The sequence below is a fragment of the Pseudanabaena yagii GIHE-NHR1 genome, assembly GCF_012863495.1.
GTDB lineage: Bacteria > Cyanobacteriota > Cyanobacteriia > Pseudanabaenales > Pseudanabaenaceae > Pseudanabaena > Pseudanabaena yagii.
Genome location: NZ_JAAVJL010000002.1, coordinates 19869 through 43730, shown reverse-complemented (window position 1 = coordinate 43730; position 23862 = coordinate 19869). Strand labels below are relative to the sequence as shown.

The 23862-nt window shown below is 45.5% G+C and carries 19 protein-coding genes and 1 pseudogene; 15 read left to right on the top strand and 5 right to left on the bottom strand.

The genetic code is table 11. The features are described 5' to 3' along the window. Nucleotides 1-85: 85 nt before the first annotated feature. Nucleotides 86-622: a Uma2 family endonuclease gene (locus HC246_RS17095; protein WP_169364683.1), complete on the top strand. Its 537-nt coding sequence runs from the start codon at nucleotides 86-88 to the stop codon at nucleotides 620-622. Between the two features lie 37 nt (nucleotides 623-659). Further along, nucleotides 660-1118 carry a pentapeptide repeat-containing protein gene (locus tag HC246_RS17090; protein WP_169364682.1) on the top strand — a complete coding sequence of 153 codons (459 nt, stop codon included), beginning with the start codon at nucleotides 660-662 and terminating at the stop codon, nucleotides 1116-1118. A 2-nt stretch (nucleotides 1119-1120) separates the two neighbouring features. Here the strand turns inward: HC246_RS17090 and HC246_RS27000 are convergent, their stop codons facing one another. The 3 genes from HC246_RS27000 to HC246_RS17080 form a co-directional block, all read right to left on the bottom strand. Next, entirely contained in the window at nucleotides 1121-1258 is a 138-nt protein-coding gene (locus tag HC246_RS27000) for a DUF6760 family protein (protein ID WP_369683004.1), read from the bottom strand. Next, nucleotides 1255-1560, bottom strand: coding sequence for a hypothetical protein (locus HC246_RS17085; protein ID WP_169364681.1), 306 nt, complete (start codon nucleotides 1558-1560; stop codon nucleotides 1255-1257). The genes HC246_RS27000 and HC246_RS17085 overlap by 4 nt, the downstream gene beginning before the upstream one ends. Nucleotides 1561-1697: 137 nt before the next feature. Further along, nucleotides 1698-4643: a COG1470 family protein gene (locus HC246_RS17080; protein ID WP_169364680.1), complete on the bottom strand. Its 2946-nt coding sequence runs from the start codon at nucleotides 4641-4643 to the stop codon at nucleotides 1698-1700. Nucleotides 4644-4892: 249 nt separating this feature from the next. Here HC246_RS17080 and HC246_RS17075 point away from each other — a divergent pair, with 249 nt between their 5' ends. The 11 genes and pseudogenes from HC246_RS17075 to HC246_RS17030 all read left to right on the top strand — a co-directional run bounded on the left by HC246_RS17075 (nucleotide 4893) and on the right by HC246_RS17030 (nucleotide 15690). Further along, nucleotides 4893-5120, top strand: coding sequence for a hypothetical protein (locus HC246_RS17075; protein WP_169364679.1), 228 nt, complete (start codon nucleotides 4893-4895; stop codon nucleotides 5118-5120). Next, nucleotides 5117-7117 (top strand): ATP-binding protein, encoded by a 2001-nt coding sequence (locus HC246_RS17070; RefSeq protein ID WP_169364678.1) that lies wholly within the window; start codon nucleotides 5117-5119, stop codon nucleotides 7115-7117. The genes HC246_RS17075 and HC246_RS17070 overlap by 4 nt, the downstream gene beginning before the upstream one ends. Then, nucleotides 7108-8466: a pentapeptide repeat-containing protein gene (locus HC246_RS17065; protein WP_169364677.1), complete on the top strand. Its 1359-nt coding sequence runs from the start codon at nucleotides 7108-7110 to the stop codon at nucleotides 8464-8466. Before HC246_RS17070 ends, HC246_RS17065 begins: the two co-directional genes overlap by 10 nt. Before the next feature lie 13 nt (nucleotides 8467-8479). Beyond that, a complete protein-coding gene (locus HC246_RS17060; protein WP_169364676.1) occupies nucleotides 8480-8803 on the top strand; it encodes a nucleotidyltransferase domain-containing protein in 324 nt (107 codons plus the stop codon). Continuing rightward, the gene (locus HC246_RS17055) at nucleotides 8800-9120 is read left to right on the top strand and encodes a nucleotidyltransferase family protein (protein WP_169364675.1); all 321 of its coding nucleotides are present in this window, start codon (nucleotides 8800-8802) and stop codon (nucleotides 9118-9120) included. Before HC246_RS17060 ends, HC246_RS17055 begins: the two co-directional genes overlap by 4 nt. Continuing rightward, nucleotides 9117-9287 carry a HepT-like ribonuclease domain-containing protein gene (locus HC246_RS17050; RefSeq protein ID WP_169364674.1) on the top strand — a complete coding sequence of 57 codons (171 nt, stop codon included), beginning with the start codon at nucleotides 9117-9119 and terminating at the stop codon, nucleotides 9285-9287. Before HC246_RS17055 ends, HC246_RS17050 begins: the two co-directional genes overlap by 4 nt. A gap of 71 nt (nucleotides 9288-9358) precedes the next feature. Beyond that, entirely contained in the window at nucleotides 9359-10708 is a 1350-nt protein-coding gene (locus tag HC246_RS17045; RefSeq protein WP_169364673.1) for a leucine-rich repeat domain-containing protein, read from the top strand. Beyond that, a pseudogene (locus HC246_RS26995) lies at nucleotides 10684-11187 on the top strand (ADP-ribosylation factor-like protein); the annotation flags it as partial. The gene HC246_RS17045 and the pseudogene HC246_RS26995, both read left to right, overlap by 25 nt. A gap of 45 nt (nucleotides 11188-11232) precedes the next feature. Next, nucleotides 11233-12732: a COR domain-containing protein gene (locus HC246_RS17040; RefSeq protein ID WP_211167835.1), complete on the top strand. Its 1500-nt coding sequence runs from the start codon at nucleotides 11233-11235 to the stop codon at nucleotides 12730-12732. A gap of 428 nt (nucleotides 12733-13160) precedes the next feature. After that, nucleotides 13161-15305, top strand: a complete 2145-nt coding sequence (locus HC246_RS17035) for a Tex family protein (RefSeq protein ID WP_169364672.1) — start codon at nucleotides 13161-13163, stop codon at nucleotides 15303-15305. A 64-nt stretch (nucleotides 15306-15369) separates the two neighbouring features. Then, on the top strand, nucleotides 15370-15690 hold the full coding sequence (locus HC246_RS17030; RefSeq protein ID WP_169364671.1) for a fertility inhibition FinO-like protein: 321 nt from the start codon (nucleotides 15370-15372) through the stop codon (nucleotides 15688-15690). A 50-nt stretch (nucleotides 15691-15740) separates the two neighbouring features. Here the strand turns inward: HC246_RS17030 and HC246_RS17025 are convergent, their stop codons facing one another. Further along, entirely contained in the window at nucleotides 15741-18410 is a 2670-nt protein-coding gene (locus HC246_RS17025) for a CBS domain-containing protein (protein WP_169364670.1), read from the bottom strand. 304 nt (nucleotides 18411-18714) lie between these two features. Here HC246_RS17025 and HC246_RS17020 point away from each other — a divergent pair, with 304 nt between their 5' ends. Further along, entirely contained in the window at nucleotides 18715-21063 is a 2349-nt protein-coding gene (locus tag HC246_RS17020) for a DUF4139 domain-containing protein (RefSeq protein WP_169364669.1), read from the top strand. A gap of 3 nt (nucleotides 21064-21066) precedes the next feature. Further along, nucleotides 21067-22635 carry a mucoidy inhibitor MuiA family protein gene (locus HC246_RS17015; RefSeq protein WP_169364668.1) on the top strand — a complete coding sequence of 523 codons (1569 nt, stop codon included), beginning with the start codon at nucleotides 21067-21069 and terminating at the stop codon, nucleotides 22633-22635. A 54-nt stretch (nucleotides 22636-22689) separates the two neighbouring features. Here HC246_RS17015 and HC246_RS17010 read toward each other — a convergent pair whose 3' ends face one another. Continuing rightward, on the bottom strand, nucleotides 22690-23808 hold the full coding sequence (locus HC246_RS17010) for an ABC transporter permease (protein WP_169364667.1): 1119 nt from the start codon (nucleotides 23806-23808) through the stop codon (nucleotides 22690-22692). Nucleotides 23809-23862: the final 54 nt, after the last annotated feature.

The window sequence follows — 23862 nt, the reverse complement described above, 5'->3', positions numbered from 1 at the left end:
ATAAGCAAATTAAAAACAGGGGTATTCAATCCAAGGGAATGAACTAAACATACGTTGCACCTGCAAAGATTGATCTCAGGCAATTATGGAATCTATTGCGATCGCTAGCCCCTTAGAAACTTTTCTCCAGCAGCCTAAAATTGAAACCTCACCTGCTTGGGAATTTATCCATGGACAACCTCAACAAAAGCCGATGCCAACGCTTTTTCATTCTCGCCTGCAACGTAACCTAGTTAACACAATCAATAGACAAACCCAAACATACGAAGCTATTCAAGAACTGCGTTGCATCTTGCCACCACTATCTCCCGTACCAGACATTACCGTGGTTAAAAGTGATCGGCTTACTGAAGTTGATGGTCTACTGCAAGGAGAGCCAGACTGGATGATTGAAATTCGCTCCCCCGACCAAAATACCTTAGAGCTACAAAACAAAATCCTACATTGCTTGATCAATGGCACTCAGATTGCGTGGCTGACCGATATTCAGAGTCAGCAAATTTGGGTTTGGGAACACTCAGAACTGCCACTAATCTATTCTGGAAGCAACAAACTCCCAACTCTAGGTAATATCTCAGACATTACCCTAGACATGGTTATAGCAATGACCAAACAGAGATAAAGTTAGAAAACAGTCGATTCGTAAACAAGGATTGCCAATGTTACGCCATTACTTTTTGCCTAACGCGATCGCCTTATCCTCATCTCTAGTAATTGCTCAAGCAGCGATCGCTAATCCTGTCGATCAATTGTTAGAGACTAGAGCCTGCCCAGAATGTGAATTAAGTAATGCCAATCTCGTTGAGGCAAAGCTTAATGGCGCAAATCTGAGTTTGGCGCAAATGCGGGCGGCGAATTTGCGGAAGGCAAACTTAATTGGCGCAAACTTGATCGGAGCTTACTTAAAAGATGCCAGCTTTCAGGATGCAAACCTGCGCTGGGCAAATTTTACTAATGCGGATTTAGAGAATGTGGATTTCCGAGGTGCAGATTTAAGGGGAGCTAAATTTAATGCCGCTCTATTGAAAGATTCTAATTCTCAAAAAAGTATCTTTTGTCGCACGATCATGTCCGATGGCAAGCTGAATAATCGTGATTGTCGATTGGCTGGTGATTGAGCTTAACGCAAACGCATGATTTCATTGACCCAACGGAGGCGTTCGGCATGGGTGAGGTTGAGTATATCTTCCCTTGACCAATGGAAGTAAAAAGCGATAAAGGCTACCTCCTCATATAACCTCTCGGAGGGGTAGCCTATAATTCCCCCGATGGGTCTAGGTTTTGTGGTTGCAGTTGACTAAATAGACTCTGGAAGTATAGGAAGTCGGGGAGAAAGAGTTGTTCTAGCTGGTGTGGCATAACTTTGGTAAGGCTGCCTAATTGCGCGATCGCCTGAGCTAAGACGCAGAAAACAACATCGATGTTGGGATGACGATTAGCCAAGTCCTGTATGACCAATTCATCCTTAGCAGTTAGGCGCTTAATTTTGCCCTGTTGGTGTAATTCTCCATTGAGATATAACCCTTTGGGTAACGTGAATTTAAATTCTGTTTGGAGCATGGTCAACTAAATTTCACTGGTCTATTTAACCGAGATTTTACTGAGACAAGGGGCTGAAGCCCCTTGTCTATTCTATTTTTGAGTTAGATGTGGTGTGGGCTTTGCACACACCACATCTAACCACTGCGTAAGTCCTACTATTTTTGGCTAGGAGGAACTTCAGATGGCGTGAGTGTGCCTCCTGATCGCTGATTTGGTGGTGCGGGGATGAGGGGAGAGTCGATCGCTGGCACATCAGGTGGTAAAGCGATCGGTGGTGTTTCCTCAGGCTTTGGTGCTGGGGGGGGCGCGATCGTTTGGACAATGAAGGAACGCATAATGATTTGTCCATCGGGATTAGTAACTTTTAAGGTATAGGTTACTTCGGCGGATTTAGGACTGAGGGGCAGAGCTAATTGTCCAACAGCCGCGACATTTCCGGGGGCAGGCAAGAGATCGATTTTGGCGGCGGCTGAGGCTTCTACTTTCCAAGAGAGGGTGAGAATGCTGGGAATATCGGGATTGAGATTAAAGGAATATTGCGGTAAAGCATCCTGTCCATTGACCTTGAGTTCGAGAATCTTGGCTGGGTAGGGAGCAATTTTGACAATCTCCGTTTTCCGCATCACAGGAACTGCTTTGGGATCGATAGGAGGTTTACGCGGAACGATCGCTAATTCAAAAATGTAATTACCTGAGGCTTTGGCTTCAGTGGGGACATTCTTGCAAACCATTTCATCGTTAGAAATGGTGCAATAGGGACGTAGCGATCGCGGAATACCTTCGGTGAGCAAGTATTTTAAGGGTGGGCTTTTGATCTCCCCTTCAGGCGATCGCCCAACGAGGGTTAACTCTCGAATTTGGCTAGCATTGGATAAGCGCCAATTCAGACGTACTTCATTATCCAGATCAGGTTTCGGCTTGATCAGTCCCAACTTAGTGGGACTTTCGGCAATGCCCAAGGCTGTAAAGAAGACTCGCTTCTCTAAGACTTCAGGGATAAAGACTGTTTCCTTCGCTTTAGCGGCAACCACCTCAGGCGATGGGCTATTTACGGAGCTAGCTGGATTACTTGGTGAGGCTTCCGTAGAAGTGGGAGGATTATTCGTTTCTGCTTTCGGAGCATTGTTTGCTTGTTGATCAGACTTGGCAACAGGTACAAGAACAATGGTTGGTAAAACAGGTCTAGATTCTGTATAGAGAGGTTTGTTGGAGGCAAACTCTAAAATCTGCGCTTGGGGGACAGGCTCAACAATAATCTTTGTAGTTTTCGCTAGTGGTAAGGTGCGAGTTTTGGGATTCTTTGATGCCAAGTTCATTTGGAAAATATATTGACTAGGCTTGCGCGCATCGGTGGGGACATTCTGACAAAGTAATTCGCGATCAATCACGCAATATTCCTTTAACTCAGGAGGAATACCAGCACTAAAGTTATAGACTACAGGCTGGCTCAGGGTAGTTTGATCTTCACCTAATCCTTCTACTTTAATTTCTTTAATTAGATCAGGATTAGTCACTCGCCACCGTAAGCGAATTGACTCATTGGCAACTTCACGGTAGTTGGGTGATTCGGAAGTAAATTCAACGACGACAGGAACTTCAGGCGGACGGAAAAAGAACCACCAGATCAAAAAGATAATTGTGCCAATGATGCCGATGATGCCAATGATTACTAGCACTAATTGCCACCAAGGACGGGCAGGGACAATCAAATTGCCTAAGTAGCGATCGCTAACTAAAGCAACTCCCTGCTTATCTTCCACTTCAACAATGAAACTGAGGTAGCGCTCACTTAAAAACTTAGGTTTACACTTTTTCGTGGTTTGTACTTCTAGATTAATGCGGGAATTACCATAGGGAGAAATTCGCGTTTCTTCGCTACTAAAGCTGTAGGTTAAAAGTCCATCCTGTTCAGGACTACTCGCACGCACGATTAATTCACGGGCAATATTGCTACTACTCTTAAAGCGCATTTCGTAGAGAGATGGCTGATTCTCGACTCTGGTGAGCAAGGTTACTAGTTGAATATCCAGTTGATAGACTGGCAGAATTTCAAAGTAAACAATGTCTAATAGCGCTAGGTCAGGATTATTAGTCGAATGGACACGAATAGTTGGGGAATAAATGCCTGCCCAAGTATCCATGGGGGGCTTGAAAATAATGGTGATCTGTCCTTGAGTATCAGGGTTGAGGGGTAAGCCTTCTGTCGCCTCGACAACCCCCGCTAAAGCTAAACCTTCAGGATAGTAAATGGATACCCATTTGGGGTCAAGATCAGGGATAGTTACCCGAAAGCGATCGACCCGTTCCGAACGATTATTTACTGAAATCAAGACTTGCCAAATTTCGCCCCCGCGCATTTGGTGTGGACTAGCGGAGTTGGTACGAGGAATTGTGGCAAAGCTGGGATCATTGACCCTGACTACTTCTTGGATAGAAGGGGTGACAATCACCCGCCCCTTGTATTGAATTGGCGTATCTTCGGGATAATGCTCAGGGGCATCGATGATGATCGTATAGCCATATTCCTTAGGAGGCATAGTTGGCGGTACTTGAATCGGAAACACCACCTCACAGCTTTGCCCCACACTAAGGGCAAGCCGCTCCGAAGGGAAGGTGCACCAAGAATAGATCGAGCTAGAGTCTTGATCGATCACCACACTGATGACGGCACTGCGATTCCCCTGATTGGTGACCGTTACGCATAGCTCAAATTTCTCCCCTGTCGCAATGGAAACTGTCCCCGATGGGTTGAGAATGATCGATAGGGGACGAATTGCTGCCTTAGGCATCGCATCAAGATTGTTAATACTTTGCTGGCGACGAAAATCGATCGCGTAATAATTTCCCCCTGGATTGGAAATTAATTCGAGAAATCCTTGACTAATTAAAGCTTCAATTTCGAGCAAAGTATCTTCTGGAGTTGTGCCAATACCTGACGAGATTGCCTCAAGGGTAGACTCGCGATGCCGCATAACCCAATTGATAATTTGTTGCTGCTGTGTGGATAATGTCAGAATATCCACCATACTCAATCCTGCATTTTGCTCGATATCGTTGCTGTTGTCGCTATTTGAAGCAAATATGGTCGGGTCACTCCTCATAGTAAGCAGGATTGTTGAGATTTAACTTGATCGGATTTAACTTAGTTTATGGTGTTGCATGGTCAGTACTGAGCACTAGCCATACTAACTTTACAACTCAGTGCCTTGTAAAAAGTTTAAGTAATCACAAATTACCAAAGTTTATAGTAAATAATAGGCTGAAATCATACAGCAATTTGCAATTAGATAAAGTCACAATTTACATGGCAATATCATAGAAAAAATTCATTAAAGCTAGGATTAACAAGAATGAATGACAAAGACCTTCGGCATCAACTTGACCTCGAAGTAGAAACGATGAGCATTAACAAGCTTACCGAAGTTGGGAATATGGCAGTATCAATGGGTTTGATTGCGGGGCATGGATTTCGGGGTGGCAAATATGAGATTTTGCAAAAGGGTGAAGTGATCTTGCTGTCAGAGCGTGAGGCGATCGCTTATCTGGAGCAGTTAATCAAGAGTGTAATGGAGTCATGACCATATCCCCCCTTTCTCCTCCCATAGTGAATGCCCACAAGCTCAATCAAAATGCTCTATTTAGCGAAATCGCGAAAATGCGCCAGATATTAGAGCAAAAAGTTGCTGAGCGGCAGGGAGAGACTTTAGGCAAACAAGCTGCATTCCATTCCCCCACACAGGACTCAGGTAGTCACCTACAACAGTTATGTGAAAGTTTTAATCTATCCCAATTTGAGAAAGAAGTCTTAATCCTTTGTATAGGAATGGAACTTGATGCAGGATGGGCTAACCTCTGTGCTGCAATTACTAATGATCCGAAGCAAAACTATCCCACCTTTAGCTTAGCAATGTCGGTGCTAGAGCATCCTAATTGGTCGGCACTATCGCCTGCCGCCCCACTGCGACGTTGGCAATTAGTGGAAATTGGTGCAGGTAATGCTCTAACCGCTAGTCCTTTACGGATTAATGAACGGATTCTGCATTATCTCATGGGACAACAGGATTTAGACGAGCGTTTACTCCATCTGTTAGATCCCTTGGTAACGGATTCCGTCGCCATTGACTCCCATCAGCAAATTGTCGATCAGGCGATCGCAACATGGCTACATGCAGCTAATCAAGATCAATCGGAACTACTCCCCGTATTACAGATTTGTGGTGAAGATATAGCTAGCAAAATAGCGATCGCTGCCAATGTTTGCCGCAATCTCGACCTCAAACTTTATAAAATATCGGCGAATATCTTACCCCAAGATTTAACGAATTTACAGTCCCTTGCTTTGCTCTGCGATCGCGAATATACCCTCACCAATATGGCGATTTTGCTAGATTGCGATCGCGATGAAGCGCCAAATCATAATCAAGATATGGCGATCGGCTATCTGATCGAGATCCTCAGATGCCCGATGCTAATTAGTAGCCAAACCCGTCGTCGTCAACATCAACGCACGATCATCACCTTTGAGGTGCGATCGCCTTCTGTGCATGAACAGCAAACCCTCTGGGAAGATGCCCTCAGCGATCTAGATGAGCATCTCCATAGTTCTCTCAATGGTTCTATTACCAAACTCGTTTCCTATTTCAATCTTTCGCCAACCCATATCTACAATGCGGCGCTCAAGGCGAAAAGTCTGCATCAACAGGAAACTGAACATTCCTTTGAGCATTCTTTGTGGAATGCTTGCCGTTCGCAATCCCGTCCGCGACTGGATGAACTTGCCCAAGGAGTAGAAACAACTGCTACTTGGGAAGATCTGATTTTGCCTTCCAAGGAAAAATTTGTGCTCCATGACATCGCCGCCCATGTGCGCCAACGTTTGACCGTCTATGAAACATGGGGCTTTGCGGGGAGGAGTCGGCGTGGCTTAGGGATTAGTGCTCTGTTTGCAGGATCAAGCGGCACGGGTAAAACCATGGCAGCCGAGGTCTTAGGCAATGAGTTACAGCTTGATGTCTATCGCATTGATTTGAGTTCCGTTATCGATAAGTACATTGGCGAAACTGAGAAAAATCTCAAGCGGATTTTTGATGCTGCTGAAGGTGGAGGCGTAATTTTACTCTTTGATGAAGCGGATGCCCTCTTTGGTAAGCGCACCGAAGTTAAAGACAGCCATGATCGCCATGCCAATGTCGGCGTAAGCTATCTCTTGCAAAGAATGGAAGCCTATCGCGGACTTGCCGTATTAACCACTAACCTCAAAAATTCCCTTGACCAAGCATTCCTCAGACGCTTACGCTTTGTGGTGCAATTCCCATTTCCAGATGCTGAGCAACGAGCGGAAATCTGGCGACGTGCCTTTCCGAAGCAAACGCCTACGCTCGATCTTGACTATCTCAAACTTGCTAAACTCAGTGTGGCGGGTGGTAATATTCGCAATATTGCCCTCAATTCTGCCTTTATTGCGGCAGATCACAATGAACCCGTGCAAATGAAACATATCCTGCAAGCGGCAAAAATTGAATATATTAAACTCGAAAAACCAATGATGGATACGGAAGTAAAAGGATGGGTATAGGCAAAAAGACGATCAAAAAGGCGAGCAAAAAAGTGATCAAAAAGGCGATCGCTATTTCCACGATCATCGCCATCACTACGGCAACCTCAGTACTGGCGGCAAATCAAAGCCATGTCGATCAACTGGTTAAAACCAAGGAATGCTCAGAGTGCGATCTTCCCGATGCCAGACTTGCGGGGGCAGATTTGATCGGTGCTAATGTCAGGGATGCCGATCTCCGCAAAGCTGACCTGCGTGGGGCAAAGCTCGATGGGGCAAAATTTATGCGATCAAATATGTTGGGGGCAGATCTCCGCTTTGCTCTGCTATCGGGAGCCGATTTTTTAAATACCAATTTGCTCGAAGCGAAACTCGAAGGGGCAAATCTATTTCGAGCCAATCTGAAATATGCCAATCTCGAACGCGCAAACCTCAGCCAAGCTTCCTTAAAAAATGCCGATCTCCAATTTGCTAAGTTAAATGGAGCGAAAATCGATAATGCTAATCTCGAACGTGCAAACCTAGGACTGGCGGAATTAGAAAAAGCCGATTTTACCAACTCCCGCTTAAAAAGAGCGAATTTACGCCGTGCTAACTTTAGTGAAGTAAATCTCACCAGAGCCAATCTAGAGGGGGCAAGTCTAGAAGGAGCTACCTTTGCAGGGGCAAATTTATTTCACACTGATTTGCGATCGAGCAAAATTGATAGTGATACTTTCTTTGATCCTAAATGGTTTCTCGTCTGGAAAGTCGTGAATCAACGCCTCGATGGTCAAACCCTCGTTGCGGCGGATTTATCGGGTGGAAACTTTGAGAAAGCGAATCTGGCTGGTATGAATATGGAAGATGCCAACTTCACCCAAGCCTATCTCTTTATCACCAATCTCCGCCGCAGTAATCTCGCTCGTGTCAAGTTCAATGAGGCAAATTTACGCTATGCCGATTTGATGAAGGCGAATCTCACGGAAGCTGATTTTGCGGGGGCGCAGTTGTCCGATGCCAATTTGGAAGGAGCGAATCTCCGCCTTGCAAATCTACGAGAGAGCATCATTAATGAAGAGACTGTGCTCGATCGCAAGTGGCGGATCGTCTGGGATATCGTCAATCGTGGCGGCGAAGATCTCAATCTCAGGGGTGAAGACTTGGCAGGAGCCAATTTACGCTTGGCACGTTTGCGAGGGGCGCGACTATTGGATGCAAATCTCAGTCAGTCTGACCTGCGGGGTGCGGATTTTGTTGGAGCAAACTTGCAACGGGCAAATCTCTCAGGGGCAAATCTCACGGGTGCGAATTTGCGAGGTGCGGTGTTGCAGGGTGCAAATTTTTGTGGAGCGACGATGCCTGATGGAACTGTAGAAAAATGCAAGTAAGGAGAAAGTGACAATGAAAAGCGATCGCCTACAATCTCTTTTACAAGAACTAAAGATACAGCTAGAAAATCTGTATGGAGATCGCTTAGCGTCTTTATTGCTATATGGTTCTGTAGCAAGAGGTGAGGCAACAGATAATTCTGATATTGATGTCTTGGTAGTGTTGCATGATCGAGTATTACCAATTCAAGAAATTAGGCGCATGGCAGATATTCGCTTACATTTTTTATTGGAGTTTGGTGAGCTAGTTTCGATTATGCCAATGTCATTAGAAGAATTTAGCGATCGCTCTGCTTCGTTCGCAAATAATGTACGGCGTGAGGGAATTGCATTATGACTTATCAAGTATTAACAACTACTAATCCCATAAGTTTAGAAACCTTACGTGATTATCGTTTGGTAATTGTGAATTTGGCTGCACAGTATGGGGCTTGCAATGTGCGGGTATTTGGCTCAGTGGCTAGGGGTGAGGCAGATTTGGAGAGTGATGTGGATTTTTTGGTGGATTTGGAAATGGGACGGAGTTTATTGGATTTAGGAGGATTGTTGATGGATTTGCAGGAGCTTTTGGGTTGTCGGGTGGATGTGGTGACGGAAAAGGGTTTAAGGCAAAGGATTAGGGATCGCGTTTTGCGGGAGGCTGTAGCGCTATGAAAGCGGCTCCTGATGTGCCTTGGAAAGAAATTATTGGAATGCGGAATATTTTGGCGCATAATTATTTTGAGATTGATTTAGATATTGTTTGGGTTGTTGTTTCTGACAAGCTGCCTGCTTTAGAAACTGCGATGCAAGATTTACTTTCTAAAATTGATGAAACCTAGCACTAACTAGCCATCGCCCCAACCTCAACCCAATTTTTTTCCTTTTACCCTTTTACTTTTTCCTTGAAATCATGTTGCGATCGGAATTAGAAGAACTTATAGAACAGGCTGCGCGGGAGGAGTGGGAAGAACTCGATCTGTCGGGGAAGGGGATTGAGGTATTGCCAGTGACAATTGCTAAGTGCAGAAATTTAAAGCGGTTGATTTTAGGAAAAATTACTGAGAGAAAATATTACTTGGCTGGTTTGGGCTTGGTTACTGAACGAAATGTTTTAGGTAATCCGCTCAAGACTTTACCACCTGAACTTGCAGAATTAACCAATCTCCAATCCCTTGACCTTAGCTCCAACAGTCTCAGCGAGATTCCAGACTCGATTACAAGGTTAACCAATCTCCAATCCCTTGACCTTAGCAACAACAGTCTCAGCGAGATTCCAGACTCGATTACAAGGTTAACCAATCTCCAATCCCTTTACCTTAGCTCCAACAGTCTCAGCGAGATTCCAGACTCGATTACAAGGTTAACCAATCTCCAATCCCTTTACCTTAGCTCCAACAGTCTCAGCGAGATTCCAGACTCGATTACAAGGTTAACCAATCTCCAATCCCTTTACCTTAGCTCCAACAGTCTCAGCGAGATTCCAGACTCGATTACAAGGTTAACCAATCTCCAATCCCTTTACCTTAGCTCCAACAGTCTCAGCGAGATTCCAGACTCGATTACAAGGTTAACCAATCTCCAATCCCTTGACCTTAGCTCCAACAGTCTCAGCGAGATTCCAGACTCGATTACAAGGTTAACCAATCTCCAATCCCTTGACCTTAGCTCCAACAGTCTCAGCGAGATTCCAGACTCGATTACAAGGTTAACCAATCTCCAATCCCTTTACCTTAGCTCCAACAGTCTCAGCGAGATTCCAGACTCGATTACAAGGTTAACCAATCTCCAATCCCTTTACCTTAGCTCCAACAGTCTCAGCGAGATTCCAGACTCGATTACAAGGTTAACCAATCTCCAATCCCTTTACCTTAGAAACAACAGTCTCAGCGAGATTCCAGACTCGATTACAAGGTTAACCAATCTCCAATCCCTTTACCTTAGAAACAACAGTCTCAGCGAGATTCCAGACTCGATTACAAGGTTAACCAATCTCCAATCCCTTGACCTTAGCAACAACAGTCTCAGCGAGATTCCAGACTCGATTACAAGGTTAACCAATCTCCAATCCCTTTACCTTAGCTCCAACAGTCTCAGCGAGATTCCAGACTCGATTACAAGGTTAACCAATCTCCAATCCCTTGACCTTAGAAACAACAGTCTCAGCGAGATTCCAGACTCGATTACAAGGTTAACCAATCTCCAACCCTTGACCTTAGAAACAACCATCTCAGCGCGATTCCCGACTCGATTACGAGGTTAACCAAACTTTCTTATCTAAATTTAGATGAAAATCCAATAACAGAACCTCCCTTAGAAGTAGTAAAAGAAGGCATCGAAGCTATTCGCCAATATTTTAAACAAATAGAAACTGAAGGTGTAGATTATCTCTACGAAGCAAAACTCCTAATTGTCGGTGAAGGCGGCGCAGGCAAAACCTCCCTTGCTAACAAAATCATTAATCCCGATTACCAACTCTGCGAAGAAGACAGCACAAAAGGCATAGAAGTCTTACATTGGTCATTTCCCTGCACCGATGGCAAGCAATTCAACGTCAATATCTGGGACTTTGGTGGACAGGAAATCTATCACTCCACCCATCAATATTTCCTCACCAAGCGCTCCCTCTATCTCCTCGTTGCCGATACCCGCAAAGAAGACACCGACTTTTACTATTGGCTCAACGTCATCGAACTCCTCAGCGACAACAGCCCAATTCTGATTATCAAAAACGAAAAACAAGACCGCCAACGGGAAATTAACGTCAACCAATTGCGCGGAGAATTTGTGAATCTTAAAGATGTTTTTGCCACCAATCTCGCAAATAACCGCAATTTAGAAAAAATCCTGAGCGAAGCCCAACATCAACTCAGCCAGCTCCCCCACATCGGTCAAACTCTCCCTAAAACATGGGTCAAAGTCCGCCATGCCCTAGAGAACGATCCGCGCAACTACATCAGTCTCAATGAATATGTTCAAATCTGTGAGGACAACGGTTTTAAAGAACGTAAAAATGCATTGCAACTTAGCGAATATCTCCATGACCTCGGCATCTGCCTCCATTTCCAAGACGATGAAATGTCTCCCCTCTATCAAACTGTCATCCTCAAACCCAAATGGGGAACCGATGCCGCCTATGCTGTTCTCGACAACCCCGAAGTAATCCGTAACTTTGGGCGCTTTAGCAACAAAGCCCTTGCCCAAATCTGGAGCACTGACGAATATACAGGAATGCATAGCGGCTTATTGGAACTAATGAAAAAGTTTCAACTCTGCTACGAAATCCCTCAATATAAGGGCATCTACATCGCCCCGCAACTCCTCACCGAGAACCAACCCGAATATGCTTGGGATGAATCCGAAAACCTGATCCTCCGCTATACCTATGACTTCATGCCCAAAGGTCTTGTGCGTCAGTTCATCGTCGCCATGCACGAAAGCATCGAAGCTCAAAATGTCTGGCGTAGCGGTGTAATCATCCATAAGCGCGAATATGCCAACACCCGCGCCGAAGTCATCGAAAACTACGGCAAACGCGAAATCAAGATCCGCGTCTCAGGCAAAAACAAACGCGACCTGTTAACAGTAGTCACCCACGAACTCGACAAAATTCATAATTCGTATAAACGCCTCGCCGACAAATATCAAAAGCTCATCCCCTGCAACTGCAACACCTGTAAAGGCAGTCAAAATCCCCATTTCTACGAATTTGCCAACCTCAAACGCCGCTACGAAAACCGCAAATATACTGTTGAATGTGACATTAGCTATGAAGATGTTAATGTACTAAGCTTAATTGATGATATTGGCGAAAGATCAATGCTATATGAATGGTTTGAAGATGAAGATAAACGATTAGATCGCAACCCATCAAATTCAACATCTGTTAGCATTTACGTCAATCAAAAACAAGAGCAAACTATGAGCAACTCTGAAACCACTTTAAATTTCCACGATTCAGTTGGACAAGTTGTCACAGGCGATCAAACTATTGCAGGTGACAACATTGGCATACAGAATAACAACTATTCTGCCAATCTTTCCCAAGCCGCCAAAGAAATCAAAGAGCTACTTGATCAACTTTCTGAAGAATATAATCCCAATACTGAAAAGGGACAAAATCTCATTAAAGATGAAGCTGTAAAGGTCATCAAAGACAATCCCAAACTTCAAGAGCGAATTTTAAAAGCGCTCAAAGAAGGTAGCGTTACCGCACTCGAAGAAGCAATCAATCATCCTGTTGCTAAAATTTTGATTTCTACAACCAAAGGCTTTCTTGAAGGTTAGATAAGTAGGAAGGCTTGATTAAATTATTACTGATGTTACGTGGAACTCAGATGATGAATTTCTTGCTGCTAGCCTAGCAGGGCAACCACGGGGGGATTGCCCCTACCTGAATAATTTATGTACTGTAGGGGCTGTGCCTCCGTGCCAGCCCGAGAATTCAGCCATCGCAGGATTCCTTCCACGTAACATCAGTTATTAGTCAACAATGGCGGGTTAGGGGCTTGCGGATAAAAAATGTCCCAACAAAGTTATCTAGCTTCGACTTCGCTCAGCTAACGTTGGCTGAGCGGAGCGATGCACTGAGCCTGTCGAAGCGTCGAAGCCACAGGTACTTTAATTAATAGCAAGTCCCTTACGCGATCGCTAATCTATCCTACATTTAATCCCAACAACTTACCTACAGAAACGTTCAAACGCTAATACAACTAATGCAGAACCTTGAACAACTGATTGCCCAAGAATTATCACTACGCCCCGAACAGGTCAAAAACGCCCTAGAGCTTTTTGCCGAAGGAGCAACTATTCCCTTCGTGGCTCGTTATCGCAAAGAACGCACAGGGGAAATGAACGAAATTCAACTCAGGGATTTGCAAGATCGTTACAGCTACCTCACCGAACTACGCGATCGCCAAGCAATTATCATTCAAGCGATCGCCGATCAAGGCAAACTAACCGATGCCCTCAAAACCAAAATTGAAGCCTGCACCCAAAAGACAGAACTCGAAGACCTATATTTACCCTATCGACCTAAACGACGTACCAGAGCTGCGATCGCTAGGGAAAAGGGACTAGAACCTCTTGCCGAAGCAATCAAATCCTACAATCGTCCCAATATCAACAACGCCTCATTAATTCAAGAAGCCACCAAATACCTATCCGAACAAGTAAAAACCACTGCCGAAGCTCTCAAGGGTGCATCAGACATTCTGGCGGAAGAAGTTGCCGAAAACGCTGAATATCGAGCCTACATCCGCGATTACTTAACCCAATCAGGACTATTTGTCTCACAGATTAAATCCACATATCCCGTGGGAACCACCAAATTTGAGATGTATCGCGACTATCAAGCCAAAGTCAAAGCGATCGCCCCCCATAACCTCCTTGCCCTACTCCGTGGTGAAACCGAAGAGATCCTCACCCTTAATCTAGATTTTGATGAAGAACATCTATTGCATTATCTAGAGTCACAGCAAATTCGGGCAAAAACTCCCGCGATCAGAGATTTTTATCAAGATATGCTCAAGGATGCCTTTAATCGCCTCATGAAAGCCTCGGCGATCGCCTCAGTAATCACCGACAAAAAGGCTTGGGCAGACGAAGAATCGATTAAAACCTTTGAAGCCAACCTACGGGATTTATTACTAGCGGCTCCCGCAGGCATGAAACCCACCCTCGCGATCGACCCCGGCTTCCGCACAGGTTGCAAAACCGTCGTCATTAGTGAGACAGGGAAATTTCTCGAATATCAAACCATCTTTCCCCATCAAGCCGCCGCTCAAAGAGAACAAGCCGCTCGTACCTTGAGAAATCTCATTGAGAAATATCACATTCAACTAATTGCCATTGGTAATGGTACGGCAGGACGTGAAACCGATAGCTTTGTAATGGAAGTAATCCAAGGGTTAGAGAAAGCACCAATCAAAGTGATGGTGAATGAATCAGGCGCATCGATTTATTCCGCTAGTCCTGTGGCGATCGCTGAATTTCCAGAATTAGATATCACGGTGCGCGGCGCGATCAGCATTGGTAGACGCTTGCAAGATCCCCTTGCCGAACTCGTCAAAATCGATCCGAAGTCTATTGGCGTAGGTCAGTATCAGCATGATGTCGATCAAAAATTGCTGAAAAAGAAACTCGAAGAAACCGTCGAGAGTTGTGTGAACTTTGTCGGCGTAGACCTCAATACAGCTTCTAAAGAACTGCTGACCTTTGTCTCAGGGCTAAGTCCCACAGTTGCCAACAATATCATCACCTACCGCAATCAAAATGGTGCTTTTCGCGATCGCCGCCATCTGCTGAAAGTCCCCAAACTAGGCGCAAAAGCTTTTGAACAAGCAGCAGGATTTTTAAGGATTCGCAATGGCGACAACCCTCTCGACAATACGGCGGTGCATCCCGAAAGCTATCCAGTCGTACAGGCGATCGCCCGTGATCTCAATGTCCCCCTATCGGAAATTGCTCAAGCCGCCAACAAGCTAAAAAAGGTCAATCTCAAGGCATATGTCACCGATGCGATCGGTGAGCCAACCCTGCGGGATATTCTCCGCGAACTCGAAAAACCAGGACGCGACCCCCGTGCTGAGTTTAAATATGCCACCTTTAGTGATGCAATCCAAAAAATCTCTGATTTAAAAATTGGTATGGAGATAGAAGGTATTATTACTAATGTGGCAAACTTTGGCGCATTCGTTGATATTGGCGTGCATCAGGATGGATTAATCCATATTTCGCAATTAGCTGATCGCTTCGTTAGCGATCCAAAGCAGATTGTTAAAGTTGGTCAGGTGGTGAAAGTGCGTGTTTTGGAGGTAAATGAATCTTTAAAACGAATTGGCTTATCGATGAAGCGATAGATTTGATATTTTACTCTGATATTTTAATACTTTGATATTCTGCCTATTTCATACTTATTTCAATATGCTTACTTCAGGAAACCTAGAATTAATCATCAAAATTGATCAAGTACCGACCAATGTTATTACCCATCAAAATGGTTGGAAGTCTTTTAGGATCAAGTGTGATGAACGTATAGTTAATATTTCTGTGCGACCTAAGGTATTCAAAAGGTTAGAAGAGGGTACGGCTAAATACGGTCATTGGACTGCGGAAATATCTGGCAAAATGGGCGAATCAACCAACACTGGTTTCATCCTAGAAGATCCTATTGTGCAGGTCTTTCAAAAAAAGGCAAAGGATATTCAAGCCTTAGCAAGTGAAATTCCCGTTGAGGCAAGTTAATCAAAATAACCGTAAGAGTAATGGGGATTCGCATCGTCACTCTCACGGCTTTATAGAGGAAACTGTTGCTTGATGAATGCTTCGGCTTCGGCAAGTGTCCCAATTTCTCCATCTAACACCCGATCGCGTAAAGCTCCAAGCATGACTTGATACTGCTTACTAGGTTTGTAGCCCATGAGCTTGAGTTCCGCACCACCGAGGGGCATCTTCATTAAATTCCAGTCACGGAAATAGCGATATAGTACTTTGCGGATCGGTGAAGGAGCGATCGCCGCTACCATAATTATTTCCACAATACTCTGATGCTCTAATAGACGCACCACCTCACTCGCCGCCAGCTCAGGGGTGATTGCTAGCAACAGGCGATCGCTTAAAGTCGAGAAATTGGCGAGACGACGCAAGCCCACTTGATTGAAATGTAGGCGCTCGGCAATCTCTACGGCATCGGGAAAGGGAGTCAGCATCAGTTCAAGGCGCACTTGCCAAAGATGATGGCGATCGATTTCAGGATAGAACCTTGCGAAGTGGTACAGCCATGCGCCAACCCTTTGTAATTGCTGGATCAGCTTGGGGGTAATCGTCAGGCTAGGATGCAAATAATGCAATGCTCCCAATTCATTCAGTTGATAGAGGGCTTGCACCCAGTAATTAGCGGTGAGCACATAATGGAATTCCTGTTTGAGGCGCGTGTTTTGATATGACCAAATCCCCTTGCTACTATAGCCTTGGACTAAATGGCTTGCTGCTTGAGCATATTCCCTTGTCCTTGGATCGATTTGAAAGTCTAACCGCACGGCAAATCTGACGGCGCGAATAATCCTTGTCGGATCTTCGATAAAACTATTGGGATGTAAAACGCGAATGGTGCGATGTTCTAAATCTTCTAAACCACCAAAGAAATCGAGGATCTGTCCTGCTTGAGCGCCATTGAGCTGTAAGGCAAGGGCATTAATTGTAAAATCACGGCGATAGAGATCCTGTTGAATGGAACTAGCGGCGACTTCAGGCAAGGCGGCAGGATAGGGATAGAACTCAGTACGAGCCGTAGCAATATCAATCCACAGACCATCCGCCCAAGTCAGAGCTGCCGTTTGGAATTTACCGTGAATTTCCAGTTTCGTATCAGGATAGATCGCCTGTAGCGATCGCGCTAATTTCACACCCCAGCCTTCAGGCTCCGTGCCATCGGTGACGAGGGGATGATTGCCATCAACGACCAAATCGAGATCATCGGTGGCGAGATTCAAAAGAAAGTCCCGTACCGTACCGCCCACAAGATATAGCTGCAAATTCAAGGCATCGGCGACCTTAGCAGCTTGCTGCAAAATATCCCAGTAACGGGGTGTGAGTAATTTTTGGAGTTGCACCTGCAAGCGATCGCGGACTTGGGCAATTTGTTGCGGCTCAGGGGTGAGGCGATGGAGATAGCGCAACACATCGGTGCGGGTGACAATGCCTACCAGATTGTCGTGATCGACCACGGGCAAGCGTCCAATATCCCACTTCAGCATCAAGTCTTGAATTTCCGATAGAGCTGTGTCAGGGGCGATCGCTCTGACTGTAGTTGCCATATAGCCTTTGACGGGGGCATGACCAAACCCATGATGGAGCGCTATATCGAGATCGCGGCGAGAAATTACCCCCACCAATTGATCCTGTTCATTCACCACCGATAGTCCTGAATGTCCGTAGCGCAGCAACACACGCTGAGCATCGTCAATCGTTGCCTCAGGACGAATTGTCCGCACGGGCGATGACATCAGTGCTGCGGCGGTGACGATCTTGGGCAGGCGATCGCGCAATATCTGTTTGATGTCAGCGATTAATCCTACAAGATCAAAGTTCTCATCAACGACCTTTAAGGATGCCGAAGCTGCCCAAGCGTGACCACCACCGCCATAGCGCTGCATGAGTGTATGTAATTGAGCAAATTCATGACGCGATCGCCCAATCAAGCTAATCCGATCAACTTGCCAAGCCACCACCATCAAAACATCAACTTCGATCAATTCCATGAGATGCTCAACCACATTGGAGAGACCCATAAGAAATTGCTCGTAATGCAATGACCAAAAGGCAATGCGATAGCCTTCAATGGTTTCCGTATGGGCAGGAAGTTCTGCTAATGCGCGTGATAGAACTTCCTGCATCGGTGGTGACATTGCATAGTCGATATAGGTGGAGAGAACTCTCAAATTCACGCCCTGTTGCATCAACCATGCTAAAGCGATCGCATCTCTAGCGGTTGTATGCTCAAAGGTCAGAGAACCAGTATCTACATGCAGTCCTAAAGCTAGGGCTGTAACTTCAAAGGGTGTAAGAGCGATCGCTTGGGCTTGTAGACGTTCAATAATTAAAGTACAGGTGGAACCAACCGCTTCTACGCACCACAAAGTCGGTTGAAAGGTTGGTTTGATATTCGTAGGATGATGATCATAGACATGGATTTCGACATTGGGCAGCTCTAACCATTTCGCAGCATTGCCTAAGTAACTCGGAAATTGAGTATCCACCAAAATCAATCGCCGAATTACTTCTGGATGTACCGATCGCATTTCAATTAATGGGTATTCATCCCGATGCAGTGAGAGAAATTCGCGCACGGGCATTTGCATACCACCCGTGAGGACGATCCGCGCTCCCTGATATAGACATGCCGCCCCCACGGCTGCGCCAAGGGTGTCAAAATCTGCTGTTGCATGACAAAGAATAATATCCATGCCTTGATTTTACCTTTTCACTTCGATCTAACGTGAGTTTGGGTTAAGCAAGTCATAAAACCTAGTCAAGTCAATAATTAATCGCCCCCTAGCCCCCAATTCTGGGGGAACAAGAAAGTAAAATTCTTTCAAAGTCCCCCAGAATTGGGGGATTTAGGGGGCTTAGAACAATCGAAACGAAGATAGGGAAACTTGTGTGCACAAGGCGTGTGCGCCATCGATTACGACATTGCAAAATATCGTTAACAACTGCCAGTTAAGACGGAAAAGATTTGTACAATTCATAAAACTGCCTAAAAAAATTATGTCAATTGTCCAAATTAATTCCAAGATTGATAAGGTCAAGGTCTATGCAGTAGGCTCAACAGTCACGCGCTTAGCAAAACTGGCCCAGATTAACGAGCAAATTTCCGAGCAAAGTGTAAATAATGCTCCCGATCGCAATCCCGATCGCCATAAAATTGCAGTCGAGATCGTTGGCTTACCACTTGCTCTCGATGATGACTCGGTGCGGGTGCGCGTAGAGACTAGCGAATCAAGCGATCGCCTAGTTGACCAAAGCATCATCGTTACAGATGTGCGGGTAGGCTTGAGTGTGCCACCGCCGCCGCCAGTCACCCAGTCATCCCTAGAAGCAGAAATCCAAGCGGCTCAAGTGGAAGTCGATCGCTTACAGGACTTGCGAAATACGCTGGAACTAGAAACGCGGATTTTGCAGAAATTAAATGTTCCTGATCGTCCAATGGGAGAGGAGGGCAAAGCACCACCAACTTCCCCCACAGGTGCAAGGCTCGCCTTAGCCAACTTTAAGGATGAGCAGCAAAAGTTACGGCTCCAAGAAATCCGAGAATTAGCACAAAAGCTCCGTCAAGCGCAGGAAAATCTGGCGGACTTACAACAAAAACAAGCGATCGCCTCGAATGCCCATGTTGCCAAGGAGCATGAACTCCGCAAGACGATCATCGCGCATCTTCATCTTAGCGATCGCCAGCCCACCACATCCCTCGCTAACCTGCAACTCGTGGTGGAATATTTTGTGAATGGGGCAAGATGGACACCCAGCTATGTTTGCCGCCTCGATAGTGCGACCAATCGAGCTGCGATTGCGGTACGTGCTTTGATTTGTCAGCGTACAGGTGAGGATTGGGCAGGAGTCAGACTCGAACTGTCCACAGCGACACCAACAGGATGGTGTGAATTGCCTGAATTACCTTCGTTAAGGTTGGGGCGATCGCAAACTTATAGTCCGCAAAAAGCTTGGCGCAATCCTCCACAAGGAACTGAGCTGCTCTTTGCCGACTATGATTATCAAAAACAAAATGCGCGTAATGCCATAGGGGCTAATTTCCACCTACCCAATTTTAAGATTCCCCAAGTAGCCCCCTTAAAAAATATTCAGAAATCGAATCTCTCTGAGAAAGTAGAACGTTTAGGAGATTTAGAATGGCAGGCTGAATATGAAGAATACGAATTAGAACAAATACGTTATAGTTCCAATCAAGAATTTTTTGATGCAGAACTATCAGATGGTTCCGTACCATACATGAGTGATTTTGACGATGATTCCAGTATCGAGACTTTTGCTACTGTGCCAATTTCTGTACCAGCTTCTATGCCAATATCGAGGAAGGCAGTGAGAGCTGCGGCTCCACAATCGGTAGAACGCTCGAGAATGATGGGTATGCAAGAACTCAGTGCCCAGAGTCAAGTCCCCATCAGTGACTATAGGGAGGACACCTTAATTTCGGCAGCAATTTTTGATCCACGCGAAGAGATTAAGAATTATGGACTGATGCGTTTAGCGGAACCAAGTAACCTAGAACTAAGGGGCAAGCTCAATCTTCCTGATACGAAAACGCTCTATTTGGAGTCCCTTCAGCGTAGGAAAGTTACAGTTAATTTTGAAATTGAGAGAATCCTCCAAATTGCCCTTGATCGTGCCACTTGCCGCGAAACTAGATTACCTGATGGCGGGATTAATGTGAGACAGACAGCAGGGGCGTTTGACTTTGCCTATCTAGGTAATGGCAGAGTGGATATTCCCACCGATGGACAGTTCCATTCAGTTGCCTTGCTCCAAGAAAGTGCGGAGATTGACCTGCGTTACATCGTCGTACCTCGTGAAGATACTAATGTATTCCGTATTGCTCAATTGCGAAATCCTCTACGAGCGCCCTTGCTAGCTGGTGCTGCCGATATCTATGTTGATGGAGAATATATTCTCTCGACCAAAATTGCCACAGTCCCCCCCAAGGGTCAAATGGAATTAGCTCTGGGTGTTGAACAGGCAATTAAGGTGGCGCGAAATACTTCCTTTAAGGAAATGCGATCGGGCATGAGTTTAGTTTCCTTTAATGAACTCCGTCACCACATCCAAATTGCGATCGCCAATCGCTTAGGAAGAGAAGCAAAAATCGAAGTCCGCGAACGCATTCCGCAACCACAACCTGATGCCAAGGTTGATGTGACCGTTACCCAAGTCACTCCCGCATGGGAAAAGTATGAGCAGCAGGAACGCAATGCGCCGATTAAAGGTGGTTATCGCTGGCAGATCAATGTTGCCGCAGGTAGTGAAACGGAATTAAATGTCGATTACACGATCAAGATCTTTGTGGACAATGAATTAGTTAACGGTAATCGGAGAGAGGAATAGCAGATGTTAGCAGCAGAAATTCAAACCTTGACTCTAGAGGCTCCTGTTAGTACGGTCACTTTGCTCGAAGATCGCGCCCAAGTCCAACGCCTTGGCAAAGAGATATTAACCGCAGGACTATGGCGGGTACAGGTAGCGCAAGTTGCACCTGTATTGTCCGATAAATCTCTCCGTGCCGAATTTATCGGTACATCAGCAGGGGCAAGGGTCAATGATGTGCGCGTCCATCGCAGAATGTTAATTAAGGAAGCCGATCGCACAGGATTAGTGGAGCAGTTAAAAACTGAATGGCGATCGCAATACGAGCATTACCATGTCCTCAGCGAAGATCGTCACCAACTCGAAGCGCAATTTGAGCAAATTGGCACAATTTTAGTGAAGGCTTTGCAGGAATTGCCCGTTGATGCTGCTTGGGGACAGGTCGATCCGATGGCATGGCGATCGCAATTGCAGCCGATCTTTCAACGCTTGCGGGATATTCGTAGCGACATTTTGAATACTTACCATGCTCAAGCCCAACTTCAAGAAGCGATCGCACGACTAGTCACACGCATCAACACCGAAGCAAGACCCGACAGCATCTATACCGCTCATCTAGAAGCAGATCTCGAAATTTTGCAAACAGGGGAATATAGCCTTGCCTTTGATTATGTAGTTCCCAATGCCCTATGGCGACCCTATCACCAAGCGCAATTGCAGATCGGCGACAGTCCTCAGATCACCTTCCGTACCGATGGCTGTGTTTGGCAAAATACGGGCGAAGACTGGCACAATGTGGATTTGGTATTTTCGACTGCTCGCGCTTCCCTTGGGACAGAACCACCGTTACTATCGGACGACTTGCTGAATATTCGCGAAAAGTCCAAACGGATTGCCGTCGAACTGCGCGATCAGAATGTCAAAACTACTGGTTTAGGCACAGAACAGCGATCGCCAACTATTGATTTACCAGGGGTAGATGATGGTGGTGAAGTTCGTACAATTCGATCGCTCCATAAAGCTAATGTGCCCTCCGATGGTAATCCCTACCGCATTCCTCTATTCCAATTTCAATCTCCTGCCACAATTGAGCATATACTCATGCCTGAAGTTGCCTTGCAAGTTGTACGCAAAAGCGAACAAACCAATCAAGCAATCTATCCGATTTTGGCGGGTCCCGTCGATCTGGTCAGGGCTACGGAATATATCGGTCGTACCACAGTTGGATTTATTGCCCCCAATGAAAAATTTGCGCTCGGCTGGGGAACTGATGCGAATATGCGGGTACAGCGCACCGAATCTCAAAAGCGTGAGAAAAATCATCTGACCCAATGGAATACAATTACGAATACGATCCATGTCTTCCTCTCAAATATTGGCGAGGAAGATCGCACAATTGCTCTAACGGAGAGGGTTCCTGTGTCAGAGCTAGAGAAGGTAAAGATCGAGGTATTGCAGGAAGAAACTCGCGATCGCCTTCAGCCTGATGCCAATGGTTTTTGCAATTGGCGATTACAGATTCCTGCCTATTCACAATCAAAGGTCAGCCTAGTTTACAAAATCATAGGAGCCCCCGATATTGAAGGTCTATAAGATAGAGGTTGCTATTCTTTGGGTAGCAACCTCTATCTTATTATGGAGAGAAGCTTAGCTTAATTGACTACGGAATTTTTTGACGCTAATCGTTAGTAAGATAACTGCAAAAAACGCCAGTGAAACCACATGGAGCCATAGGGCTTCCAGACCCACTCCTTTTAATAAAATGCCCCGCACGATCGCTACATAATGCCGTAAAGGATTTAGCCAAGAGAGATAATAAAAGAATTCAGGCATCGTCTCCACAGGTGCGATCGCTCCTGAAAGCTGCACCATCGGTAGATTAATAAAAAAGGTGGTCAGTACAACCTGCTGCTGCGATTGGCAAACCGTCGCCAGCATAATGCCAACGCCAATACCCACAAAGAGATAGAGACTAGAGAGGGCAAGAAAAAGTACAAAACTCCCCTGAAAGGGAATGCCAAATACAAATCTCCCTAGACTCAAAGCGAGAAAAACATCACCCATCAGCAATACAAATAAGGGCACAATTTTAGAAACGAGAATTTCCCAAGGCTCCGATGGGGTCATCAGCAGTTGTTCGAGTGTACCTGTATCCTTTTCGCGCACTAGCGTAATCGAGGAGACAATCGAACCAATCAAGGTCAGCACTAAGCCAATTACCCCTGGGACAAAGAACCAACTGCTGGCTAATCCCGGATTATAGAGAAAGGTCACATGGGTCTCAATCGGAGGCGAGAGGGACTGTCCTGTTAGCTTCAAGCTATATTGGCGCACGATTTGGCTAACATAACCATTGGTGATGCCTGCGGTGTTAGCATCCACCCCATCAATTAATACTTGGATATCTGAAGACTGATCCTTTGCCAAATTGCGATTTAATTCAGGCGGAATGACAATACCGACAGTGAGTTTACCCTGCTCAACCTGTTGTCCTAATTCCTTTTCACTGGATAGAATTTTTGTGAGGGTAAAAATTCGATTTTCGGTGAAGGCAGAAATTAACTCGCGGCTTTCCTGCGATCGCGCATAATCGACAACGCCCATTTTTAAGTAATGCACATCGGGATTGAGCGCAAATCCATAGACCAGCAATTGCAATGTCGGTGGAACAATCAACAAAATAATTAGTTGGCGATTTCGCAGGATTTGATTAATTTCCTTTCGCACTAGCGCCCAAAATCGACTTGCCAATAACCAGTTCAACATTTTTTAAATTCTCATTTCTATTTTAATTGCATTAGCTTTAATAGATCTAGTCAA